The following is a 21,132-nucleotide window of genomic DNA, read 5'->3' as shown; positions in this document are numbered from 1 at the left end:
CAGCGCCTCTTCCATCGCCGGATCAGACAGCGCGTACCACTGCTGCAGGAAGTGGATGCGCAGCATCGTCGCCAAGGGGTAGGGCTGTCGGCCGGGACGGCCCATCTTCGGGTAGTGCGGCGCGATCAAGGCCAGCAGCGCCTGCCACGGCACCACCTGCTCCATCTCCGCCAGGAACACCTCACGCCGCGTGCGCTTGCGACCCATGCCTTCGGCATCACCGAACGATAGCTGCATCGAACTCACCCTTGAACCGATGACCCATTCTCGCTGAAAGTGGCGGAGTTGTTCAGACCTTCCCTAGGGAAGGCCTGAACAACGCCATCCAGGCTTTGCCAGCCCACTCGCCAAGCCCGTCAGCTGTCCGGGCTCGGGTCACACACAGCCATCGTTTGTGCGATCGAGATTCCTAACGCGCCGGAGCCACCCGGCGGGTGGCGATGAGCACAACGGCCAGCATTAGCAGATGCGCCGCCATCGACAGCAGGCGGCCGCCGTCCACGTCGGTGGTGCTCGTCGGCATGGCCACCGCCAGCGCGGCGTTGCCCAGGTTCCAGCCCCAGTGCAGGCCCACTGCGGCCCACAGGCTGCCGGTGCGCCACAGTGCGCTGGCGTAGGCCAGCCCGTAGACCAGCAGCATCAGCCATTCCATCGGCCCCAGCCCCAGCCGGTAGAGGTGATTCAGCACGTAAAGCAGACTGCTGGTTGCCACGAAGGCCAGTCCGCGCCGCCAGTGCACGCCGGCCGCACGATAAGGGAAGCCACGGGTGAGGATGTCTTCGGCGATCGAAGGGACGAAGGTGGAGAGCAGCAGCATCGGCAGGGCTGTCAGTGTGCTGCCCGGGGCAGTACCCGCCGGATCGGGCTGGTAGATTCCCAGCGTCAGGCCGGCTTGCAGCGCCGCGCCTTTCAGGCCGAACGCCAGCACCAGCAGCAGAACCAGCCAGATCAGGTCGCGGCCGCGCATCGGCAGTGCAAAGGCTTCCAGGCCGCGATAGCCCAGCCAGCGCGACACCGGCCAGGCCGCCAGCACGCAGGCCAGCATCAACCCGGCCTGCGCGAAAAAGCTGTGCAGCATGCGGTCGCCGATGCCTTCGGCCGACTGGTACAGCAGGAGCAGCAGCACAAAGCCGAGTGCGCTGCGGGCGGTCGAGCGGGCGGAGCGGGGCGTGTCCATGGAGAGGCTCTGGTCGCGTCAGGTGGTTTTGGGGCGTCGTTGCAGGTGGGTGCCGCTGGCGCGGTCGTGCCAGGTCAGCCCGGCGCGGTCGATCCAGGCCCACCAGAAACCCAGCCCGCCGGCCAGCAGCGACAGTGTCCCGATGGCATAGCGGCGCCACAGCGCCGACCAGCGCGGTGGCGTGTGGCCATCGCTTGCTACCAGGTGCAGCCGCCATGGCCGCATCCCCAGGGTCTGGCCGCCGCGTCGCCAGCTCAGGCTGGCGTACAGACCGGTGACTAGCCAGAGTGCCGCCAGTTCCAGCCAGCCCCAAGGCCCGCCGCGGATGGCATCGCCATGCACGACGGTGAACAGGGCGGCGACCAGAAACCACAGGCCCAGGGCCGGCAGCAGGTCATACAGCAGGGCTAGCAGGCGCCAGCCGATCAGGGGCGGGGTGCGTGAGTGCATCGCCACAGAATACAGACCGCACGTCTGCCAGCCGTTACGCTAACGGTATGCCGACCGCCGCCGATCGCCGCCGTGCCCACCACCGGTTGCCACCGCTGCACCCCGAGGATGCGGCGGTGATCGAGCAGTTTCTGGATGCGCTGTGGGCCGAGCGCGGGCTGGCCAAGGCCAGTCTTACGGCCTACCGCGCCGACCTGCAGGGGCTGGCGCGCTGGTTGCGCGGTGCCGGCCACGGCGGTCTGCTTGCCGCCGGGCAGGCCGCGCTGTTCGACTTTCTGGCGCATCGCGCCGGCGCCGGATATGCCCCGCGCAGTACCGCGCGCCTGCTGAGTGGGCTGCATGCGTTCTACGGGCATGCCCTGCGTTGCGGCTGGCGCAGCGATGACCCCAGCGCCCTGTTGCAGTCGCCCACGCTGCCAAGGCCGCTGCCCAAGGCGTTGTCGGAAGCCCAGGTGGCAGCACTGCTGGAAGCGCCCGATCCCGCCACGGTCGAGGGACTACGTGATCGCGCGATGCTGGAGCTGATGTATGCCTGCGGATTACGGGTGAGCGAGCTGGTCACTTTGCCCGCCACCGCAGTCAATCTGCGCCAGGGGCTGCTGCGGGTGCGCGGCAAGGGCGACAAGGAACGGCTGGTGCCGCTGGGTGAGGAAGCCCGGCACTGGCTGGAGCGCTATCTGGCCGAGGCCCGGCCCAAGCTGCTGGCGGGTGCGCGCACGCCTGCGGCGGTGACTGCCTTGTTTCTCGAGCCGGGTGGCGGCGTTCCCACCCGGCAGGCGTTCTGGGCGCGGATCAAGCGGTTTGCCGCTGTGGCCGGGATCGACCCCGCCCGGGTCAGCCCGCACGGCCTGCGCCACAGCTTTGCCACCCATCTGCTCAACCACGGTGCCGACCTGCGCGCCTTGCAGATGCTGCTGGGCCACAGCTCGCTGTCCACGACCCAGATTTACACCCTGGTCGCGCGTGACCGCCTGCGCCAGTTGCACGCCCGTCACCATCCGCGCGCCTGAGCGGCGATGCGCGTGCGAGAATGCGCCCACTCCCGGTGCCCCTGCGCCGGTTCCCGTGATATCGACCCCGGAGCCGTGATGAAAGCGTTTGCACTCGCCCTGTTGCTGGGCGTCAGCCTGTCTGCCTGTGCCCAGTCTGGTCCCGCTCCGGCGGCTGCCACGCCCCCCAAGGCCGCCGATGCGCCAGCGTCGGCATTGCCGCCGATTGCCGACGGCAGTCCGGAGGCGCGCGCACGGGCGGCGCTGCAGGCACTGGTGCCAGGCATCACCATCGACGACATCGGGCCGGCCCCGATCCCCGGATTCCGTCAGGTCGTCGCCGGTGGCGCCGTGGTGTACGTCAGTGACGACGGCAAGTACATGTTCCAGGGCAGCCTGGTGGATCTGGCCAAACGCAGTGATCTCAGCGAGCAGGCGATGGCCAAGGTGCGCAAGCGCATTCTGCAGAGCCTGCCCGAAGACGACCGTATCGTGTTTGCACCCAAGGGGCAGACCCGCTACACGGTGATCGTGCTGACCGACGTGGAATGCGGTTACTGCCGCAAGTTCCACTCCGATATCGCCCGTTACAACGATCTCGGCATCCGCGTCGAGTATCTGGCGTTCCCGCGGGCCGGTCTTGGCAGCGACGACTATCGCAAGATGGTGGCGGTGTGGTGCGCCCCCGACCGGCGCAAGGCGCTGACCGATGCCAAGAATGACCGTCCGGTGCCGCTGGCCCCCGGCTGCACCCGCACCCCGGTGGACATGCAGTACCGCGCCGGCCAGCGCATGGGGCTGGAGGGCACGCCGATGCTGCTCACTCCCGAGGGGGATTTCCTCGGCGGTTACCTGCCGCCGGAGCAATTGGTCAAGCGGCTGGCGGCGCTGAAGGCCAATGGCCGCTGAGGCCTGAGGCGGCCACCGCAACGGTTCCCGCCCGCCTGGGAAAGCCGCGCAGCCGACCACGGCTGCTCGGCTACAATGGCCGTCCGTTCACCACCTGTTGCCGGACATGATCGTCCTCGAGGGCGCTTCCGCCCTGTCGCCGTTCCGTCGCGACCGTCTGCAAGCTCGTCTGGATGCCGTGGTACCCGGCATCCGTATCACCGGTGCCTGGCATGCGTATTGGGTCGATCCCGAACCGGGGGCGCAGCCCGATCTGGCCACGCTGGGCCGCATCCTCGAAGCTGGTGAGGCAATGGCGCCGCCCGCGCCGGGGGCTGTCAGCCGGTATGTGGTGCCGCGCCTGGGCACGCTCTCGCCCTGGGCCAGCAAGGCCACCGAGCTGGTGCGCGGGGCCGGGTTGCCGGTGCATCGAGTCGAGCGCGGGATGCGCATCGACCTGATTGGCTGGCCAGAGGACGCTGCGCAGCAACAGGCGCTGTTGCGGCAGTTGCATGACCCGATGACGCAGTCGGTGCTGACCGAGCGTGCGCAGGGGGCGGCCTTGTTTGCGGCGCCGCCGCCGGGGCCGCTGGAGGTGATTCCGCTGGCGACGTTGGAGCAGGCCAATGCCCGGCTTGGGCTGGCGCTGGCGACGGATGAGATCGACTACCTGCGGGCGCGCTATACCGAGCTGGGGCGCGATCCGCATGACGTCGAACTGATGATGTTCGCGCAGGCCAACTCCGAGCACTGCCGGCACAAGATCTTCAATGCCAGCTGGACCATCGATGGCCAGCCGCAGCCGCTGTCGCTGTTCAAGATGATTCGCCACACCCATGCGCGCACGCCGCAGCATGTGCTGTCGGCCTACAGCGACAACGCGGCCGTGGTGGAAGGCTACCGGGCGGCGCGCTGGCGGCCGGATCCGCACAGCGGGCGCTACCGCAGCGAGCCAGTGCTCGACAGTGCCTTCTGCATCAAGGTGGAAACCCACAACCACCCGACCGCGATCGCCCCGTTTCCGGGGGCTTCCACGGGTGCCGGTGGCGAGATCCGCGACGAGGGCGCCACCGGTCGCGGCGGTCGGCCCAAGGCCGGGCTATGCGGGTTTTCGGTATCGCATCTGCGCATCCCCACCCTGGCGCAGCCGTGGGAGGCGCCGCGTTCGCTCAATCCGCGCATGGCCTCCGCCTTCGAGATCATGCGCGATGGCCCGTTGGGCGCCGCGGCATTCAACAACGAATTCGGCCGCCCCAATCTGGCGGGGTATTTCCGCAGTTTCGAGCTGGTCGAACAGGACGGGCTGATCCGCGGCTACGACAAGCCGATCATGCTGGCGGGTGGGCTGGGCACGATCGACCGCAGCCAGGTGCAAAAGCGTCGGCTGGCGCCGGGCGATGCGGTGGTGGTGCTGGGCGGGCCGGCGATGCTGATCGGGCTGGGCGGCGGTGCCGCCAGTTCGGTCGCTTCGGGCGAGTCTGCCGAGGCGCTCGATTTCGCCTCGGTGCAGCGCGACAACCCCGAGATGCAGCGCCGTGCGCAGGAGGTCATCGACCGCTGCGTGGCGCTGGGCGAGGACAACCCGATCCTCACCATCCACGACGTCGGCGCCGGTGGCCTGTCCAATGCCATTCCCGAGTTGCTGCACGACTCCGGGGTGGGCGGTGAGATCGATCTGGGCAAGGTGCCCAGCGACGATCCCTCGCTGTCGCCGATGCAGCTGTGGTGCAACGAGTCGCAGGAACGCTACGTGCTGGGCATTCCGCAGGCGCGGGTGGCCGAGTTCGCCGCCCTGTGCGCACGTGAGCGCTGCCCGTTTGCGGTGGTGGGCGTCGCCACGGCCGAAGAACGGCTGCGGGTGGGCTACGCCGGTCAGCCGCCGGTGATCGACCTGCCGATGGACGTGCTGTTTGGCAAGCCGCCGAAGATGCACCGCGACACCGTGCATCCGCCGGCGCCGCGCTGGCCGCAGGTGCAGACCGCACAGATCGACCTGCACGAGGCCGGCCTGCGCGTGCTGGCGCATCCGTCGGTGGCGGCGAAAGCGTTTCTGGTCACGATCGGCGACCGCAGCGTCGGCGGTCTGACCGCGCGCGACCAGATGGTGGGGCCTTGGCAGCTGCCGGTGGCCGATTGCGCGCTGACCTTGGCCGACTACGAAGGCGTGGCCGGTGAGGCGATGGCGATCGGTGAGCGCGCCCCGCTGGCGCTGCTGGACCCGGCTGCGTCGGCGCGGATGGCGGTCGGCGAGGCGATCACCAATCTGCTGGCGGCACCGGTGGAGGCGCTCGACCGGATCAAACTGTCGGCTAACTGGATGGCGGCGGCCGGGCATCCGGGCGAAGATGCCCGCCTGTTCGATGCGGTCAAAGCGGTCGGGATGGCCTTGTGCCCGGCGCTGGAGCTGGCGATTCCGGTCGGCAAGGATTCGCTGTCGATGCAGGCGCAGTGGCAGGACGCCGCCGGCACGCACAAGGTGGTGTCGCCGGTGTCCCTGGTGGTCTCGGCGTTTGCGCCGGTGCCGGACGTGCGGGCGCAGCTGACCCCGTTGCTGCGCAAGGACATGGAAACCGAACTGTGGCTGATCGGCCTGGGTGCTGGTCGCCAGCGCATGGGCGGCTCGGTGCTGGCGCAGTGCTACCCGCAGGCCAATGGCGGGGCGGCGCTGCCGGCATTTGGTGGCGAAACGCCCGATCTCGACGATCCCGAGCGCCTGCGTGCGCTGTTCGAGCTGATCCGCGATGCTCGCGCCGACGGCATGTTGCTGGCCTATCACGACCGCTCCGACGGTGGCGTGTTTGCCACCCTGTGCGAGATGGCGTTTGCCTCGCACGTCGGGTTGGAGATTCGCCTTGATGGTTGGGGCGAGGGGCGCGACGAAGACCCGCTGCGTGCGCTGTTCAACGAAGAGCTGGGCGCGGTGGTGCAGGTGCCGGTGGCCGAGCGCGCCGCCTTTGCCGATCTGGTGGCGCGGCACGGGCTGGTGGAATGCGCCCAGCGGATCGCGGTGCCGCTCACGACGCCGGTGATCCGGATCGCCGACGGCGATCAGGAGCTGGCGCAATGGCGCTGGGAAGCGTTGTTCGATGCCTGGTGGTCGGTCACCCACGCCATGCAGCGGCTGCGCGACAACCCAGCGTGTGCCGACAGCGAACACGCCTCCGCGCGCCGCTTCGATGCCCCGGGCCTGCAGCCGCTGCTGACGTTCGATGCGGCCGAAGACGTGGCCGCGCCCTACATCGCTCGCGGGGCACGGCCGAAGGTGGCGATCCTGCGCGAGCAGGGCGTCAACAGCCAGATGGAGATGGCCTACGGCTTCGACCGGGCTGGCTTTGATGCCTTTGATGTGCACATGAGCGATCTGATTGCCGGTCGCTTCGATCTGAACGACTTCCACGGCCTGGCCGCCTGCGGCGGCTTCAGCTATGGCGATGTGCTGGGCGCCGGTCGCGGCTGGGCGACCTCGATCCTAGAACGACCGGCGTTGCGGGCGATGTTTGCCGCGTTCTTTGCGCGTCCGGACACCTTTGCCCTGGGGATCTGCAACGGCTGTCAGATGCTGGCGCGGTTGCGCGAACTCATCCCCGGTAGCGAGCACTGGCCGACGTTCCAGCGCAATGCCAGCGAGCAGTACGAAGCGCGTCTGGCGCTGCTGGAAGTGGCGGCTTCGCCGTCGGTGTTGCTGCAGGGCATGGCCGGGTCGCGTATTCCGGTGGCGGTGGCACATGGCGAGGGGCGGGCGGTGTTTGCCGACGCCGCTGATCAAGCCGCAGTGGCCGTGGCTGCGCGCTACATGGATGGCGACCGCATCGCCACCGCCTATCCGGCCAATCCCAATGGGTCGCCCGACGGGATCGCCGGGGTGACCAGCCGCGATGGCCGAGTGACCATCCTGATGCCGCATCCCGAACGCACCCTGCGCACCGTCAACTTCAGCTGGGCCCCGCGCGACTGGCCGGAGGATTCGCCCTGGTTGCGGATGTTCCGCAACGCCCGGGTCTGGCTGGGCTGAGCAGCGCATCCCGGCGCGCCCTGTGGGTGGCCGGGCCGGCCTGCTAAAGTCACGGCCGGAAACCTTGGGAGGGGTGGGTGTGAGCGCAGTGGTCAACCAGCCGCAGGCCGCGCAGGGCGAGGTCGATGCCCGAATCGCCGAGTTGCTGCTGCAGCGGGGCAAGCTGAAGGAGGCCGACCTGGCCCGCGCGCGCCGCCTGCAGGAGCAGGACGGTGGTGACCTGCTGGTGCTGCTGGGCCGGCTGGGGCTGGTCTCCGAGCGTGACCATGCCGAGGCTTGTGCGGCGGTGCTGGGGTTGCCGCTGCGCAGCACCCGCGACCTGCCGGCGCTGCCGCCTGAGGCGGTCAGCCTGCGACTGCGCTTCATGAAGCAGTTCCACGTGGTGGCGGTGGCGGCCGATGCCGACGGTGTGGAGGTGCTGCTGGCCGATCCCCAGGATCCGTATGTGCTGGAAGCCGTGCAGCTGGCGCTGGGGCGGCCGGTGCGGCCCGCGGTGGCGCTGCGCAGCGAGATCGACGAACTGATCGAGCGCTGGTACGGCCAGGGCCGCAGCGCGATGGAAGGCATCGTCGAAGTCGCCGAGGGGAGTGAGACCAGCCCGGACGACATCGAGCACCTGCGCGACCTGGCCTCGGAAGCGCCGGTGATCCGGCTGGTCAATCTGATCATCCAGCGGGCGGTGGAGCTGCGCGCATCTGATATTCACATCGAACCGTTCGAAACCCGGCTCAAGCTGCGCTACCGCATCGACGGCGTGCTGGAGGAAGGCGAAAGCCCGCCGACGCATCTGGCTGCCGCCATCGTCAGCCGCATCAAGATCATGGCTCGGCTCAACATCGCCGAACGCCGCCTGCCGCAGGATGGCCGCATCGTCATGCGGGTGCAGGGCAAGGAGCTGGATTTGCGCGTGAGCACGGTGCCCACCGCGCATGGTGAGTCGGTGGTGATGCGCCTGCTCGACCGCGAGACGGTGGTGCTGGATTTCGAGCGGCTGGGCTTTGGGCCGGCGTTCATGCCGCGCTTTCTCAAGGTGCTGGAGCAGCCGCACGGCATCCTGCTGGTCACCGGCCCGACCGGGTCTGGCAAGACCACCACGCTCTACACCGCGCTCAGTCGGCTCAACACCCCGAAGGTCAAGATCATCACCGTCGAAGACCCGGTGGAGTACCAGATCGAGGGCATCAACCAGATCCAGGTGCGCCCGCAGATCGGGCTGGATTTTGCCAACGCCCTGCGCAGCATCGTCCGCCAGGACCCCGACATCATCATGATCGGCGAGATGCGCGATCTGGAAACCGCGCGGATCGCCATCCAGTCCGCGCTCACCGGCCACCTGGTGCTGTCCACGCTGCACACCAACAACGCGGCCGGCGGCATCACCCGCCTGCTCGACATGGGCGTGGAGGATTACCTGCTGACCTCCACCGTCAACGGCATCCTGGCCCAGCGCCTGGTGCGTCGGCTTGAACCCACCCATGCGCAGCGCTATCCGGCCTCGCCGGAGGAGATCGAGAAGTTCGACCTGCGCCGGTTCCAGCCGGAGGGCACCATCTACCTGTACCGGCCGGTGCCGTCGCCGCTGACCCCAACCGGCTATCTGGGCCGCACCACCATCATGGAGCTGCTGGTGATGGACGACACCCTGCGGCGAGCGGTGATGCGGCATGCCGGCATGGACGAGCTGGAGCAGCTGGCCCGTCAAGCTGGCATGGCGACCATGTACGAAGTCGGCATCGTCAAGGCGTTGCGCGGGGAGACGACCATCGAGGAAGTCCTGCGTGTGACCGAGGAGGCCTGAGTCGTGCCGCTGTTCCGCTACCAGGCCCTGAACGCACGTGGCGAACTGCTGGAAGGTCAGCTGGAGGCGGCCAGCGCAGCCGAGTTGGCCGCCCGTCTGCAGGAGCAGGGCCATCTGCCGGTGCAGGTGGTGCTAGCCGGCACGGGCACCGGGCTGACCTCCTGGCGGTCTTTGCTGCGGCCAGCGCCGTTTGCCGGCGAGCGGCTGGTGCGCTTCACCCAGCAGTTGGCCACTCTGCTCGCCGCCGGGCAGCCGTTGGATCGGGCGCTGGGCATCCTGATGGCGCAGCCCGATGAACCGGCGGCGCGGCGGATCATCGCCGACGTGCGGGACGCGGTGCGTGAGGGCGCGTCGCTGTCGGCGGCGCTGGAACGCCAGCACGGTGCGTTCAGCCGTCTGTACGTGAACATGGTGCGGGCCGGCGAGGCGGGCGGCAGCCTGGCGCCCACCCTGCAACGCCTGGCCGACTATCTGGAACGGGTGCACCGCTTGCGCGCCCGGGTCATCAATGCCCTGGTCTATCCGGCCATCCTGTTGGTGATGGTGGGGCTGTCGCTGCTGTTCCTGCTGGGCTATGTGGTGCCGCAGTTCGCCGCGATGTATGACAGCCTGGGGGCGGATCTGCCGTGGTTTTCTCGCACTGTGCTTACGGTCGGGCAGTGGGTGCGGGCGGGCTGGATCGTGCTGCTGGCGCTGCCCCTGCTGGCCGTGCTCACGGTGGAACGGCTGCGCCGCGATCTGGTTTTCCTGCAGCGGCTGGATGGCTGGTTGCTGGCGCGTCCGCGCCTGGGTGCGTTGCTGGCCCGGCTGGAAACCGCACGGCTGGCGCGCACGCTCGGCACCCTGCTGGGCAACGGCGTGCCGCTGATCACCGCCTTGGGCATCGCCCGCAACGTGCTGAGCAACCGCGTGCTGGCCGCGCAGCTGGAGACGGTCATCGACGAGGTGAAAAACGGCCTTAGTCTGGCGGCAGCGCTGGCACGCACCAAGGGCTTTCCGGCGCTGGCGATCCAGATGATCCAGGTCGGCGAGGAGTCCGGCCAGCTCGAGGCCATGCTGCTGAAGGCGGCCGACGTGTTCGAGCAGGACACCCAGGCCAGCATCGAGCGATTGCTGGCCGCGCTGGTGCCGGCGGTGACCTTGCTGCTGGCACTGGTGATCGGCGCGGTCATCCTCTCCGTGCTGGCGCCAATCTACGATCTCACCAACGCCGTCGGTTGAGCGTCCGCACGGTTTTTAGTTGCTTCCACGGAAAACCAAACTCCCATGTCCAGACCCCGTTCCCTGCGTCCCCTGTCCCACGCTGCCCAGCGCGGGTTTTCGCTGATCGAGATCATCGTCGTCGTGGTGTTGATCGGCGGCATCGTGGCGTTTGCCGCGTCGCGCATCCTGGGCGGTGGTGATCGCGCCAAGGTCAAGCTCACCCAGGCCCAGCTGCAAACCCTGGCCGAGAAGATCGAGCAGTACAAACTCGACACCGGCCGGCTGCCGCCCACGTTGGATGCGCTGGTGACGGCACCGCCCGGCGTGTCCGGCTGGTTGGGGCCGTATGCCAAGCCGGCCGACCTCAACGATGCCTGGATGCATCCGTTCCACTACAAGGTGCCGGGCGACGGGCGGCCGTTCGATCTCAGCAGCGATGGCGCCGATGGGCAGCCCGGCGGCGACAGCGTCAACGCCGATCTGCACTACGAATAAGCACGGGGGCAGGTCGATGCGCGGGCACCAGCCGGCCGCCGGCATGACGCTGCTGGAGATGCTGCTGGTGCTGGTGCTGATCGCTGCGGCCACGCTGCTTACGATGACCGCCTTCAGCGGCAGCCTGCGCGGCATGCAGCTGCATCAGGCGGCGCGTGAGGTGGCCGCGCAGCTGCGGTTCACCCGGGCGCTTGCGATCCGCACCGGGCAGCCGCAGGAGTTCGTGCTGGACGTGCGGCAACGCCGTTGGCGGGCACCCGAAGGCCGTCGCGGTCAACTGCCGGATGTCGGCGTGCTGCGCTTCCGTGGCGCCGGCGGACAGCAACTGCTGGGGGCGCAGCACGCCGAGCTGGGCGTGGTGCGGTTCTTCCCGGACGGCGCCGCCACCGGCGGGCAGCTACGGCTGGAAGCGGCCGGCGCCGGCTGGCAGGTCGAGGTCGGCTGGCTGACCGGCGAGGTGCGCCTGCAGCGGATCGGAGAGGGCCGATGAGCGCACGCAGGCGGGCGGCCGGCTTTACCCTGATCGAGCTGCTGCTGGCATTTGCCCTGCTGGCGCTCGGCTTGACCCTGCTGCTGGGCACTCTGTCCGGTGCCAGCCGTCAGCTGCGTCAGGGCGGCGATGCCGGCACGGCGGCGCTGTATGCGCAGTCACTGCTGGCCGAATACGCCGAGTGGCCGTTGCAGGTCGGTCGCCACCAGGGCGTGTCGGCAGACGGCCGCTACCGCTGGCAGATGCAGATCCAGCCCTGGCCGCCGGCCGCCGCCGCGGCGGCGGCCGATCCGCGCGCGGCGCGGTTGTGGCGGGTGCGGCTGGATCTGGACTGGGGCGACGGCGGGCCGTCGCAACAGTTGCATGTGGAAACCCTGCGGCTGGCGTTGCCGGATGCCGAGGCGGTGCCATGAGACGGACGGCGCAGGGGTTCAGCCTGATGGAAGTGCTGCTGGCCACCAGCCTGCTGGCGGCGGCGCTGGCGCTGGCGTTTGCCGTGCTGCGCTCGGCCGGGGCGACGGTGACGCGCGGCGAGTTGCTGGCGGCACGCAACGAACGGGTGCGCGCGGTGTCCGGCTTTTTGCGCAGCCGGATCGGTGCTGCCTTGCCGATGGTGTTCGCACTGGACCCGGACACCGGGCGGTCGGTGCGGTTTGCCGGCACTGCCGATGCAGTGCGTTTCGTGGCCGAGGTGCCCGCCTATCTCGAACGCGGCGGGCCACAGGTACATGTGCTCAAGGTGCAGGATGGCCCGGAGGGCGACAAAGCCTTGCTCCTGACCTTGCAATCGTTGTCGACGCAGGCGCCCCTGGCGGCACCGGAGCCGCTGGTGCAGGGGCTGCGTCAGTTCGAGCTGGCCTATCGTGGACTCGATGCGCAGGGGCGCTGGACGCCATGGTCGGCGCGTTGGCCACAGCCTGATGTATTGCCGCGACAGGTCAGGATCCGCATCCGTGATGCGCAAGGGGCGTGGCCGCCGCTGATCGTCACGCTGCCGCTGGCGGGGTCAGAGGGGGGTGGCCAGCCATGACAAGGATGCGCGGAGCGGCGCTGCTGCTGGTGCTGTGGATCGTGCTGCTGCTGGCGGCGCTGGTGGGCGGCTATGCGCTGAACGCACGCATCGAATCCCTGCAGGGGCATGGTCTGGCGCGGGCACTGCAGGCCCGGCAGAGCGCCCGGGCTGGGGTTGAGTATGTCGTCTGGCGTCTGCTCGATCCTGACCCGGCGCGGCGCTGGCCGGTCGATGGGCGGCGTCAGCGAGTGCAGCTGTCCGGTGTGCCGGTCGAGGTCTCGGTACGCGACGTCACCGGCTTGATCGACCTCAATGCCGCCTCGGTGACCCTGCTGCGCGATTTCTTCGTGGCCTTGGGGGAACCGCCCGGGCGCGCGGCCCGGCTTGCCGGCGCGGTGGTGGATTATCGCGATCCTGACAGCCTCACCCAGCCCGGCGGTGGTGGCGAGGATGCCGACTATGCCGCCGCCGGCCTGGCCTGGGGCGCCAAGGATGCGCCGTTCGAGCAGGTGTCGGAGTTGCAGCAGGTGCTGGGTATGACGCCGGCGCTGTATGCCCGGGCGGCGCCGCATCTGACCGTGTATTCCGGGCAGGCGCTGCCGGATGCGCGGGTGGCCGATTCGCTGGTGCGGCGCGTTCTGGGGTTGCCGGATCTTCCCGCTGCCCCGGCCGCGCAGGCAGTGCTGACGGGCAGCGGCACGTATAGTATCGACAGCCAGGTGCGGCTGACCGATGGTCGCCGCGCCCATCTGCGGCTGGTCATACGCTTGGGGGGAAACGGTTTGCCGGGGTCGACATACACGCCACTGCACTGGCAGGAGGACGGGGAATGGCAGTGAGCGTGCCGAACATGGCCGATGCGCTGTGGCAGCGTGCCGGTGCCGCCATCCGTCGCGCCCTGGCCTGGTGGGGCGCGGGGCTGGCGGCCTGGCTGCCGGCGCGGCTGCGCACCACCCTGTGCGGGCAGGCGCGCCTGCAACTGCAACTGCAGGGCGATGTGCTGCGCGTGCTGGCGGTGCAGGCCGGTCCTGCCCGCCTGCTGGCGGAGCTGCCGCTGCCGTTGCCGCCCATGGACGATCCCCTGCGCCGGGTACTGCGCCAGGATGTGGCCGACTGGCCGCGCTGGTTGCTGCTGCCGGCGAGTCTCGGCCTGCGCCGGCCACTGCTGCTGCCGGCTGCGGCACGTGAGCGGCTGCGTGAGGTGCTGGCATTCGAGATCGAACGCCAGACCCCGTTCGCTGCCGAGGAGGTGCTTTACGACGGCCGCCTGCTCGGCACCCGCGACGATGGACAGTTGCAGGTGGAGCTGGTGGTGCTGCCGCTGCGCCAGTTCCAGGCGGCCAGCGCCGGCCTGGGCGGGCTGATCGACCGGTTGGCCGGGGTGGATCTGCTGGATGCCCAGGGCCAGCTGCTGGGCGTGAACGTGCTGACGCCGGCGCGGCGCTACCGCGCCCGCAATCGCGACTGGCTGTGGTCGCTGGGGCTGGCGGCGCTGGCGGTGCTGGCGCTGCTGGCCGGTCTGCAGCAGGTGGTGGACAACCGTCGCGCCGCCGCCGCGGCGTTGCAGGCGCAGATGACCGCCCGGGCGGCGCAGGCCCGGCAGGTGGCCGAGCAGCGTCAGCGCCTGCTGGATGCGGTGGAAGGCGGCGCCTGGCTGCGCGCGCAGCGCAACGGTCGGCCGTCGGCGGTGGAAGTGATGGATGCGCTGGCGCAGCGGCTACCCGATGGCACCTTTTTGGAGAAGCTCGCCATCGACGGTGATCAGCTGACCCTGATCGGGCTGTCCAATCAGGCGGCCGCGCTGGTGGGCAAGCTGGAAGGTGCGCCGCAGTGGCGCGCCCCGGCCTTGAGCGGCGCCTTGCAGCAGGATCCGCGCACGCGCATGGATCGTTTCACCCTGGTCGCGCAGTTGCGTAGCGCACCCGCCACGGAAGCAGGAGACGGACGATGAGCGCGGTTTCGCCCCCGTCCGTTCGCGACCGCTGGCTGGCGCTGGCGTTGCTGCTGGCCCTGCTGGGGCTGGGGTTGGCCCTGCTCTGGGCCATGTTCGGCACCCCTTTGCGTGAAATCGACGCCCGCATCGACCGCCTGCAGGCGCGTGATGCCCGCCTGCGCGGCCTGCTTTTGCAGCGGCCACAGGTGGAACGTCGCCTGGCCGAGCTGGACGCGCATGGCGGCGGCGCGGAGTTTCTGCCCGAACCCAGCGCCGAGCTGGCAACGGCGGCGTTGGTGCAGCAACTGGAGACGGTGGTGGCGCAAGCCAGCCCTGGTGGCCGCGGATGCGCGCTGGTCAACCGCACGCCACTGGATGATGCCACGCCCGGCGGGCGCTACCGCAAGGTGGTGGTGCAGGTGCGGCTGCGTTGTGGCAATGCCGAGACGCTGGCGGTGCTGCATGCGCTGGAATCGTCGCGGCCGTACCTGTTCGTGGATGCGCTCAACATCACGGCACAGCGTTATTTCGCGGTGCCGGGCAGCGCCCAGCCGCAGGAAGGCGGGCTGGACGTCAGTTTCAACCTGTACGGCTACCTGCGGCCGCAGACGGGAGGTGCCGGTGATCTCTGAACCGTCGCTGCGCCAGCGCCTGGCCCATGCCGGTCTGACCACCTGGCTGCTCGCCGCTGTCTGCGGCTGGGCGCTGCTGCTTTGGCTGGCGGCACTGGCTGGGATGGGCGGTCGCCTTGCCGAGGCGGTGCCGCAGCCGCCAGGGCCATTGCCGGCCCCACTGCCGCCGGCGCCTGATCGGATCGGCCCACTCGGGCAGTACGCCGAGGCGGCCGCGCGGCCACTGTTCACCGAAGACCGCCGACCGCGTGCGTTTATCGCGAGTGTCGGCAGCGAGGAGGACGCCGGCAGCGGCAGCCGTGTCGATTTCGTGCTGACCGGGGTGGTGATCAGCCCGCAGGTTCGGCTGGCGATCGTGCAGCCCGCCAACGGCGGTGAGGCGCAGCGTGTGCGTGAAGGCGCCACACCGGATGGCGCCCCCGGCTGGCGGCTACTCAGCGTGCAGCCGCGGCGCGCCGTGTTCGACAGCCCGAGCGGGCAGGTCACGCTGGATCTGCGCGTATTCGGTGCACCGGCACCGCCGCCGGGGCTGACCAAGCCGGAGGAACCAGCATCGGCAACGAATGACGGCGGCGCGACCGGTGACTCTGCTGCGCTCGACGAGTTGCGCCGGCGCATTGAGGCCCGCCGTGCACAGTTGCAGGAAACCGCCACCCCCTCCGCGGATGCCCCCGCCAAGCCGCTCTCCGGCCCTGGCAAATGAACACCATGCAGACCATGCCCATGACCCGTCGTTTCCGCGCTTTCTCCCCACGCTGCGTTTTGGTTGGCGTATTGGCCAGCCTGCTGGTCGCCTGCGCCGGCGTTCCACAACCGCAGATCCGGCATGCCGCCCAGACCGCGGAGGGTCAGGCGCAGCAGGTGCAGACGCTGCATCAGCAGGTCATGCAGGAACTGGAGGCGGGCGGCCCGCAGCCGGTGATCCGGCGCGGCAGCGGTGAGGTTATCGACCGGAAGGCCGCCAGCGCCCCGCCGCCGGCACTGGCCAGCAGCGGCCAAGCCAGCTTCAACTTCGAAGGCGAATCGTTGCAGGCGGTGGTCAAGGCGATCCTGGGCGACATGCTTGGCCAGAGCTACACCATCGCGCCCGGCGTGCAGGGCACGGTCACCGTGGCCACGGCGCGCCCGGTCGGGCCGGCCGGGGCGCTGGCGTTGCTGGAGCAGGTGCTGGCGCAGAACGGCGCGCGCATGGTCTATAGCGACGGCCGCTACAACATCGTGCCGGCCGATCAGGCGTTGCAGGGCGGGGTGGTGCCGCGCACCGCGTCGCCGGCGCTGGCTCGCGGCTTCGAATCGCGGGTGGTGCCGTTGCGTTACATCGCCGCCGCCGAGATGGAAAAGATCCTCAAGCCCTATGCCCGGCCCGGCGCCATCGTCAGCGTGGACGGTGCGCGCAACCTGATCACCGTGGCGGGCAGCCGCAGCGAGCTGGAAAACTACCTGCGCACCATCCAGGTATTCGATGTGGACTGGATGTCCAGCATGTCGGTCGGGGTGTTCCCGTTGCAGAGCGGACGCGCGGTGGACGTGGTGCAGGATCTGGAGCGGGTGTTCGGCGAGCAGGGCAAGACCCCGGTGGCGGGGATGTTCCGCTTCATGCCGCTGGAATCGACCAACGCGGTGATGGTGATCACCCCGCAGGCCAGCTATCTGGACGAGATCCGCCAGTGGATCGACCGCATCGAGGGCGGCAGCGGTGACAACCGGCTGTATTCCTACGAACTGAAGTACATCAAGGCGCGTGACCTGGCCGACCGGCTGGCCGAGGTGTTTGGTGGCGGCGAGGGGGGCCGTGGCGAGGCGGCTGCGCTGATGCCGGGCGTGCAGGCCACCGACCTGCGCAGCGGCGACGACCGCACTGCTGCGACCGGCGACACCGGTCAGACTGGTCTGGGCGCCGGTGCCCCGCTGCCGCAGGCGCGGGCCGGCAATGGTCGGGTCACCCTGCGCGTTGGCGGTGGCGAGGTCGGGGTGTCGGCGGTGGAGGACACCAACTCGCTGCTGGTGCGAGCCAGTGCCGCGCAATGGAAATCGATCCGCGAGGTGATCGAGCGGCTGGATGTGATGCCGATGCAGGTGCAGATCGAAGCGCAGGTGCTCAGCGTCGCGCTCAAGGGCGCCCTGCAGTACGGCGTGAGCTGGTATTTCGAGAATGCCCTGCCGGCGCAGGGGTTGCCGTTCCCGACCGGGCGGCACAGCTGGGGCACCCATGCCGGGAGTCTGAGCCCGCAGGCCGGCGGGGGCGGCAACCTGCTCAGCTGGACCTTCCTGGGCAGCAGCGCGGCGGCCATCGTGCAGGCGCTGGACAACGTCACCGATGTGCGCACGCTGTCTTCGCCCAGCGTGTTCACCCAGAACAACAAGGAAGCCATCCTCAATGTCGGCCAGCGCATCCCGGTGGCGTCGGTCAGCTTCAATCCGAGCAACGGTGGCGCCAACGGCACCTACAGCCAGGTGCAGTACCTCGACACCGGCATCATCCTCAAGGTGCGCCCGCGCATCACCCGCGACGGCATGGTGTTTCTCGACATCGTGCAGGAAGTCAGCAAGCCCACCGGTGTGGCCGACGTCAACGGCAATGTCCGCATCGACACCAGCAAGGTCAGCACCACTGCGGTGGCGCCCAGCGGCGAGACCATCGTCCTGGCCGGGCTGATCAGTGACGGCAGCAGCCGCAGCGCCACCGGTGTGCCGGGGCTGAGCCGGATTCCGGTGCTGGGCAGCCTGTTCGGTCAGCAGGGCAGCCAGAAGACCCGCGACGAACTGGTGGTGCTGATCACCCCCACCGTGGTGCGCAACCCGCAGCAGGCGCGCGATCTCACCGACGAATACGGTCGTCGCTTCCGCGGGCTGGAGCCGATCTACGCGCCGCAGAAAAAATGAGCCGCAGCGGCGCCGCCCTGCCGATCGTGCTGGTACCGCTGGGTGCCGATGAGGAGGTGCTGGACGCCAGCCTGGCCGCACTGGACGCCGCCACCCCGCCCGGCACGCGGGTATGGCTGGCCGATGATGCCCAGACCGGCCCACGCGGGCAGGCCATTCTGCAGCGGTGGCTGAGCACGACCCGGCTGTGCGCCGAGCACACCCGTCGGCGCGCCCCACTGGGCGAAGCGGCCCACATCGCCCAGGCGCTTGCGGCCTGCGCCGAGCAGGACGTCGTGGTCCTGGCTGCGGATGCCCACCCCACGCCCGGCTGGCTGGAGCGGATGGCGGCCTGTCTGGCGTCCGACCCGGCCATCGCCACGGTCACCCCCTGGAGCAATGCCGGTGAGGGCCTGGCCTGGCCGCGCATGGGCGAGGTGGTGCCGCTCGCCGAGCCGCCGGAACGGCTGGCCCGCGCCTGCGCCCGCCTGCCGGCGGTGGCGGTGGATGTGCCGGTGGCGGTGGCACATGCGGTGCTGCTGCGCGGGCAGGCCTGCCGTCAGGCCGGCGGCGTGGATGCGGCCAGCTTCCAATCCTGGCCGGCGGCGCTGATCGATCTGTCGTGCCGGCTGGCCGGGCTGGGCGGGCGCAATGTGCTGTGCCCGCAGGCGTTCGTGTTGCGTGAACGCGAAAGCGCATTGCGTGATGAGGATGCCGAGCGCCTGCGGGCGCGCTGGCCGGGGTGGCACGCCGGGATCGCCCGGCTGCTGATGGACGACCCGCTGCACGCCTGGCGCCAGCGCCTGCATGACGCGCTGGCGGAGGAATCGGGCGTCACCCTGCAACCGGATCTGTTTGCAGCATTGTGATGGATCGAGCCGTTGCACACCCAAACCCGGGCGCGGACATCGCCGTGGTGGTGGTGACCCACGCCAGCGAGGAGACCATCGACGAGTGCCTGCAGCGCCTGCGCGCCGCCGAGGGCGTCGGTCAGATCCGTGTGGTGGACAACGCCTCGAGCGACGACACGTTGGCCATCGTGCAGCGCCACGCGCTGGCCGATGCGCGTGTGCGCTTCATCGCCAACCCCGACAACCCCGGGTTTGCGGCGGCCTGCAATCAGGGCGCTGCTGACTGCCGCTTGCCGTGGCTGGCGTTCGTCAATCCGGATTGCTTCCTTGAACCCGACACCCTGGTGCGGCTGCGCGGTCACGCCCAGGCCTTGGGTGGCGCCCTGGTCGGGGCCGATCTGATCGACGAGGCCGGCATGCGCGACCCAGCGGCCCGCCGCGCCGATCCGGTGTTCTGGGCCATGCTGTGCGACCCGCGCCGGAGCGCGCTCGGCCTGCCGGTGGCGGAGCACACCCCGCTGCAGCCGGTGCCGGCAGTCTCCGGAGCCTTGCTGCTGCTGCCGCGGGTGCTGTTTGCCCAGGTCGGTGGGTTCGACCCCGGCTACCGCCTGCATGTGGAAGACCTCGACCTGTGCCGACGCGTGCGTCAGGTTGGGGCCACCGTGGCCTGCGCCAACGATGTCCGGGTGGTGCATCTGCGCGGCATTTCCTCGCGTGGCCGCCGCCTGTTCGTGGAGTGGCACAAGCATCGCGGGCTGTGGCGTTACTTCTGCCGTTACGAAGCCGCACAGCGCCGGTGCTGGCAGCGCGGGCTGGTATGGGTTGCCGTGTGGCTGCATTTCCCGCTGGCCATGCTGTCGCGACCGGGGCGCCGGACGGCACCATCCCCTGCCGGCTAGAATCCACGCAGGTCAACGAAGGAGTCATGCATGGACGCACCGCTGCATGTGGTCATCCTCGCCGCTGGCGAGGGCAAGCGGATGCAATCGGCCATCCCGAAGGTGCTGCACAAGATCGCTGGCAAACCGATGCTGGCGCACGTGATCGACTGTGCCCGCGCGCTGGCGCCGGCGAAGATCCACGTGGTGCATGGCCACGGGGGGGCACAGGTGCAGGCGGCGTTTGCCGGGCAGACCGATTTGTCCTGGGTGGCGCAAACGCAGCAGCTGGGCACCGGGCATGCGGTGCAGCAGGCCATGCCGCTGTTGCCGGATCAGGCACGCGTGCTGGTGCTGTACGGCGATGTGCCGCTGCTTACCCCGACGACCCTACGGCCGCTGCTGCAGGCGCCAGGCCCGCTGGCGGTGCTGGCCGCCGAGCCGGACGATCCGACCGGCTATGGCCGCATCGTGCGGGATGCCCAGGGCAACGTGGCCGCGATCGTCGAACACAAGGACGCCGACGAGGCGCAGCGCCGCATCCGGCTGGTCAATACCGGCGTGATCGCTGCCGCCGCCGGCCACCTGCGCCGCTGGCTGGAAGCACTACGCAACGATAACGCCCAGGGCGAGTACTACCTGACCGACGTGTTCGCCGCCGCCGCACGCGAGGGCACCGCTGCGGCCGTGGTGCTGGCCGCGGATGCGCTGGAAACCGAAGGTGCCAACGACCCCTGGCAGCTGGCCCAGCTCGAGCGCGCCTTCCAGCGCCGGCAGGCGCGTGCGCTGTGTCAGGCCGGGGTGCGGCTGATGGATCCTGCCCGCATCGATGTGCGCGGCACCCTGCGCACCGGGCGTGATGTCGAGATCGATGTCGATGTGGTGTTCGAGGGCGAGGTGGTGCTGGCGGATGGTGTCCGGATCGGCCCGTTCTGCCGGATTCGCGATGCCCATCTCGGCCCCGGCACCCAGGTGGCTGCGCATTGCGACATCGATGGCGCCCGCTGCGGCCCGGATGTGCGGATCGGCCCGTATGCCCGGCTGCGCCCCGGCACGGTGTTGGCCGAGGGCGTGCACATCGGCAACTTCGTGGAAACCAAAAACGCCACCCTTGGCCAGGGCAGCAAGGCCAACCACCTGACCTACCTCGGCGATGCGGTGATCGGATCGGGCGTCAACATCGGTGCCGGCACCATCACCTGCAACTACGATGGGGTGAACAAATCCACCACCACCATCGGCGACGGCGCCTTCATCGGCTCCAACAGCGCGCTGGTGGCGCCGGTGAGCATCGGCGCGGGCGCCACCATCGGTGCCGGTTCGGTGATCAGCAAAGACGCCCCGGCCGGCAAGCTCACCGTGGCCCGCGCCCGCCAGCAGACCGTGGACGGCTGGCAGCGGCCGGTGAAGAAACACACGTGATGCAATGTCCGCATTGCGCGCAGCGCAGCCGGAAGCGGCA

Annotated in this window: 20 protein-coding genes; 17 read left to right on the top strand and 3 right to left on the bottom strand. The window is 69.7% G+C overall.

Features of this window, described 5'->3' with window-relative positions; all coding sequences use genetic code 11:
- From BUA29_RS05640 to BUA29_RS05630, 3 genes are all read right to left on the bottom strand, one after another.
- Positions 1–237: transposase (locus BUA29_RS05640; protein ID WP_143148820.1), on the bottom strand; the 237-nt coding region annotated here is incomplete at its 3' end.
- A 172-nt stretch (positions 238–409) separates the two neighbouring features.
- Complete coding sequence (locus BUA29_RS05635; protein WP_072755638.1) at positions 410–1,177, bottom strand: CPBP family intramembrane glutamic endopeptidase; 768 nt, start codon at positions 1,175–1,177, stop codon at positions 410–412.
- Positions 1,178–1,195: 18 nt separating this feature from the next.
- Positions 1,196–1,627: an RDD family protein gene (locus BUA29_RS05630; protein ID WP_072755637.1), complete on the bottom strand. Its 432-nt coding sequence runs from the start codon at positions 1,625–1,627 to the stop codon at positions 1,196–1,198.
- Between the two features lie 47 nt (positions 1,628–1,674).
- Between BUA29_RS05630 and xerD the strand changes: the two genes are divergently transcribed.
- The 17 genes from xerD to glmU all read left to right on the top strand — a co-directional run bounded on the left by xerD (position 1,675) and on the right by glmU (position 21,092).
- Positions 1,675–2,637, top strand: a complete 963-nt coding sequence (xerD, locus tag BUA29_RS05625) for a site-specific tyrosine recombinase XerD (RefSeq protein WP_072755636.1) — start codon at positions 1,675–1,677, stop codon at positions 2,635–2,637.
- Between the two features lie 78 nt (positions 2,638–2,715).
- Positions 2,716–3,525, top strand: coding sequence for a DsbC family protein (locus BUA29_RS05620; protein WP_072755635.1), 810 nt, complete (start codon positions 2,716–2,718; stop codon positions 3,523–3,525).
- A gap of 106 nt (positions 3,526–3,631) precedes the next feature.
- Positions 3,632–7,516: a phosphoribosylformylglycinamidine synthase gene (gene purL, locus BUA29_RS05615; RefSeq protein WP_072755634.1), complete on the top strand. Its 3,885-nt coding sequence runs from the start codon at positions 3,632–3,634 to the stop codon at positions 7,514–7,516.
- Positions 7,517–7,604: 88 nt separating this feature from the next.
- Positions 7,605–9,314 carry a type II secretion system ATPase GspE gene (gene gspE, locus BUA29_RS05610; protein WP_143148822.1) on the top strand — a complete coding sequence of 570 codons (1,710 nt, stop codon included), beginning with the start codon at positions 7,605–7,607 and terminating at the stop codon, positions 9,312–9,314.
- 3 nt (positions 9,315–9,317) lie between these two features.
- A complete protein-coding gene (xpsF, locus tag BUA29_RS05605) occupies positions 9,318–10,535 on the top strand; it encodes a type II secretion system protein XpsF (protein ID WP_072755632.1) in 1,218 nt (405 codons plus the stop codon).
- Between the two features lie 45 nt (positions 10,536–10,580).
- Positions 10,581–11,012, top strand: a complete 432-nt coding sequence (gene gspG / locus BUA29_RS05600) for a type II secretion system major pseudopilin GspG (RefSeq protein ID WP_072755631.1) — start codon at positions 10,581–10,583, stop codon at positions 11,010–11,012.
- A 16-nt stretch (positions 11,013–11,028) separates the two neighbouring features.
- Positions 11,029–11,502: a type II secretion system protein XpsH gene (xpsH, locus tag BUA29_RS05595; RefSeq protein ID WP_072755630.1), complete on the top strand. Its 474-nt coding sequence runs from the start codon at positions 11,029–11,031 to the stop codon at positions 11,500–11,502.
- Positions 11,499–11,915, top strand: coding sequence for a prepilin-type N-terminal cleavage/methylation domain-containing protein (locus BUA29_RS05590; RefSeq protein WP_072755629.1), 417 nt, complete (start codon positions 11,499–11,501; stop codon positions 11,913–11,915). The genes xpsH and BUA29_RS05590 overlap by 4 nt, the downstream gene beginning before the upstream one ends.
- The gene (locus tag BUA29_RS05585; protein WP_072755628.1) at positions 11,912–12,532 is read left to right on the top strand and encodes a prepilin-type N-terminal cleavage/methylation domain-containing protein; all 621 of its coding nucleotides are present in this window, start codon (positions 11,912–11,914) and stop codon (positions 12,530–12,532) included. The genes BUA29_RS05590 and BUA29_RS05585 overlap by 4 nt, the downstream gene beginning before the upstream one ends.
- On the top strand, positions 12,529–13,353 hold the full coding sequence (locus BUA29_RS05580) for a type II secretion system minor pseudopilin (protein WP_072755627.1): 825 nt from the start codon (positions 12,529–12,531) through the stop codon (positions 13,351–13,353). Before BUA29_RS05585 ends, BUA29_RS05580 begins: the two co-directional genes overlap by 4 nt.
- A complete protein-coding gene (locus tag BUA29_RS05575) occupies positions 13,344–14,465 on the top strand; it encodes a PilN domain-containing protein (protein WP_084602363.1) in 1,122 nt (373 codons plus the stop codon). The genes BUA29_RS05580 and BUA29_RS05575 overlap by 10 nt, the downstream gene beginning before the upstream one ends.
- Complete coding sequence (gene gspM, locus BUA29_RS11980) at positions 14,462–15,079, top strand: type II secretion system protein GspM (RefSeq protein ID WP_072755626.1); 618 nt, start codon at positions 14,462–14,464, stop codon at positions 15,077–15,079. The genes BUA29_RS05575 and gspM overlap by 4 nt, the downstream gene beginning before the upstream one ends.
- Positions 15,069–15,782, top strand: a complete 714-nt coding sequence (locus BUA29_RS11975; RefSeq protein ID WP_143148819.1) for a hypothetical protein — start codon at positions 15,069–15,071, stop codon at positions 15,780–15,782. Before gspM ends, BUA29_RS11975 begins: the two co-directional genes overlap by 11 nt.
- 20 nt (positions 15,783–15,802) lie before the next feature.
- Entirely contained in the window at positions 15,803–17,962 is a 2,160-nt protein-coding gene (gene gspD, locus BUA29_RS05560; protein WP_072755643.1) for a type II secretion system secretin GspD, read from the top strand.
- Positions 17,959–18,810, top strand: coding sequence for a glycosyltransferase (locus BUA29_RS05555; RefSeq protein ID WP_072755624.1), 852 nt, complete (start codon positions 17,959–17,961; stop codon positions 18,808–18,810). The genes gspD and BUA29_RS05555 overlap by 4 nt, the downstream gene beginning before the upstream one ends.
- Complete coding sequence (locus tag BUA29_RS05550) at positions 18,810–19,691, top strand: glycosyltransferase family 2 protein (RefSeq protein WP_072755623.1); 882 nt, start codon at positions 18,810–18,812, stop codon at positions 19,689–19,691. Before BUA29_RS05555 ends, BUA29_RS05550 begins: the two co-directional genes overlap by 1 nt.
- Positions 19,692–19,721: 30 nt before the next feature.
- Entirely contained in the window at positions 19,722–21,092 is a 1,371-nt protein-coding gene (gene glmU, locus BUA29_RS05545) for a bifunctional UDP-N-acetylglucosamine diphosphorylase/glucosamine-1-phosphate N-acetyltransferase GlmU (RefSeq protein WP_072755622.1), read from the top strand.
- Positions 21,093–21,132 lie beyond the last annotated feature (40 nt).

It is taken from the genome of Thermomonas hydrothermalis, from assembly GCF_900129205.1.
Taxonomy (GTDB): domain Bacteria; phylum Pseudomonadota; class Gammaproteobacteria; order Xanthomonadales; family Xanthomonadaceae; genus Thermomonas; species Thermomonas hydrothermalis.
This window is presented reverse-complemented; position numbering and strand designations above follow the sequence as displayed.

Coding starts and splice junctions, on each gene's coding strand:
- xpsH (WP_072755630.1), top strand. CDS start 11,029: ATGCGCGGGCACCAGCCGGCCGCCGGCATGACGCTGCTGGAGATGCTG.
- BUA29_RS05585 (WP_072755628.1), top strand. CDS start 11,912: ATGAGACGGACGGCGCAGGGGTTCAGCCTGATGGAAGTGCTGCTGGCC.
- BUA29_RS05635 (WP_072755638.1), bottom strand. CDS start 1,177: ATGGACACGCCCCGCTCCGCCCGCTCGACCGCCCGCAGCGCACTCGGC.
- BUA29_RS05630 (WP_072755637.1), bottom strand. CDS start 1,627: ATGCACTCACGCACCCCGCCCCTGATCGGCTGGCGCCTGCTAGCCCTG.
- gspG (WP_072755631.1), top strand. CDS start 10,581: ATGTCCAGACCCCGTTCCCTGCGTCCCCTGTCCCACGCTGCCCAGCGC.
- purL (WP_072755634.1), top strand. CDS start 3,632: ATGATCGTCCTCGAGGGCGCTTCCGCCCTGTCGCCGTTCCGTCGCGAC.
- BUA29_RS05580 (WP_072755627.1), top strand. CDS start 12,529: ATGACAAGGATGCGCGGAGCGGCGCTGCTGCTGGTGCTGTGGATCGTG.
- BUA29_RS05590 (WP_072755629.1), top strand. CDS start 11,499: ATGAGCGCACGCAGGCGGGCGGCCGGCTTTACCCTGATCGAGCTGCTG.
- gspD (WP_072755643.1), top strand. CDS start 15,803: ATGACCCGTCGTTTCCGCGCTTTCTCCCCACGCTGCGTTTTGGTTGGC.
- BUA29_RS05555 (WP_072755624.1), top strand. CDS start 17,959: ATGAGCCGCAGCGGCGCCGCCCTGCCGATCGTGCTGGTACCGCTGGGT.
- gspM (WP_072755626.1), top strand. CDS start 14,462: ATGAGCGCGGTTTCGCCCCCGTCCGTTCGCGACCGCTGGCTGGCGCTG.
- glmU (WP_072755622.1), top strand. CDS start 19,722: ATGGACGCACCGCTGCATGTGGTCATCCTCGCCGCTGGCGAGGGCAAG.
- BUA29_RS05550 (WP_072755623.1), top strand. CDS start 18,810: ATGGATCGAGCCGTTGCACACCCAAACCCGGGCGCGGACATCGCCGTG.
- BUA29_RS05575 (WP_084602363.1), top strand. CDS start 13,344: ATGGCAGTGAGCGTGCCGAACATGGCCGATGCGCTGTGGCAGCGTGCC.
- BUA29_RS05620 (WP_072755635.1), top strand. CDS start 2,716: ATGAAAGCGTTTGCACTCGCCCTGTTGCTGGGCGTCAGCCTGTCTGCC.
- xerD (WP_072755636.1), top strand. CDS start 1,675: ATGCCGACCGCCGCCGATCGCCGCCGTGCCCACCACCGGTTGCCACCG.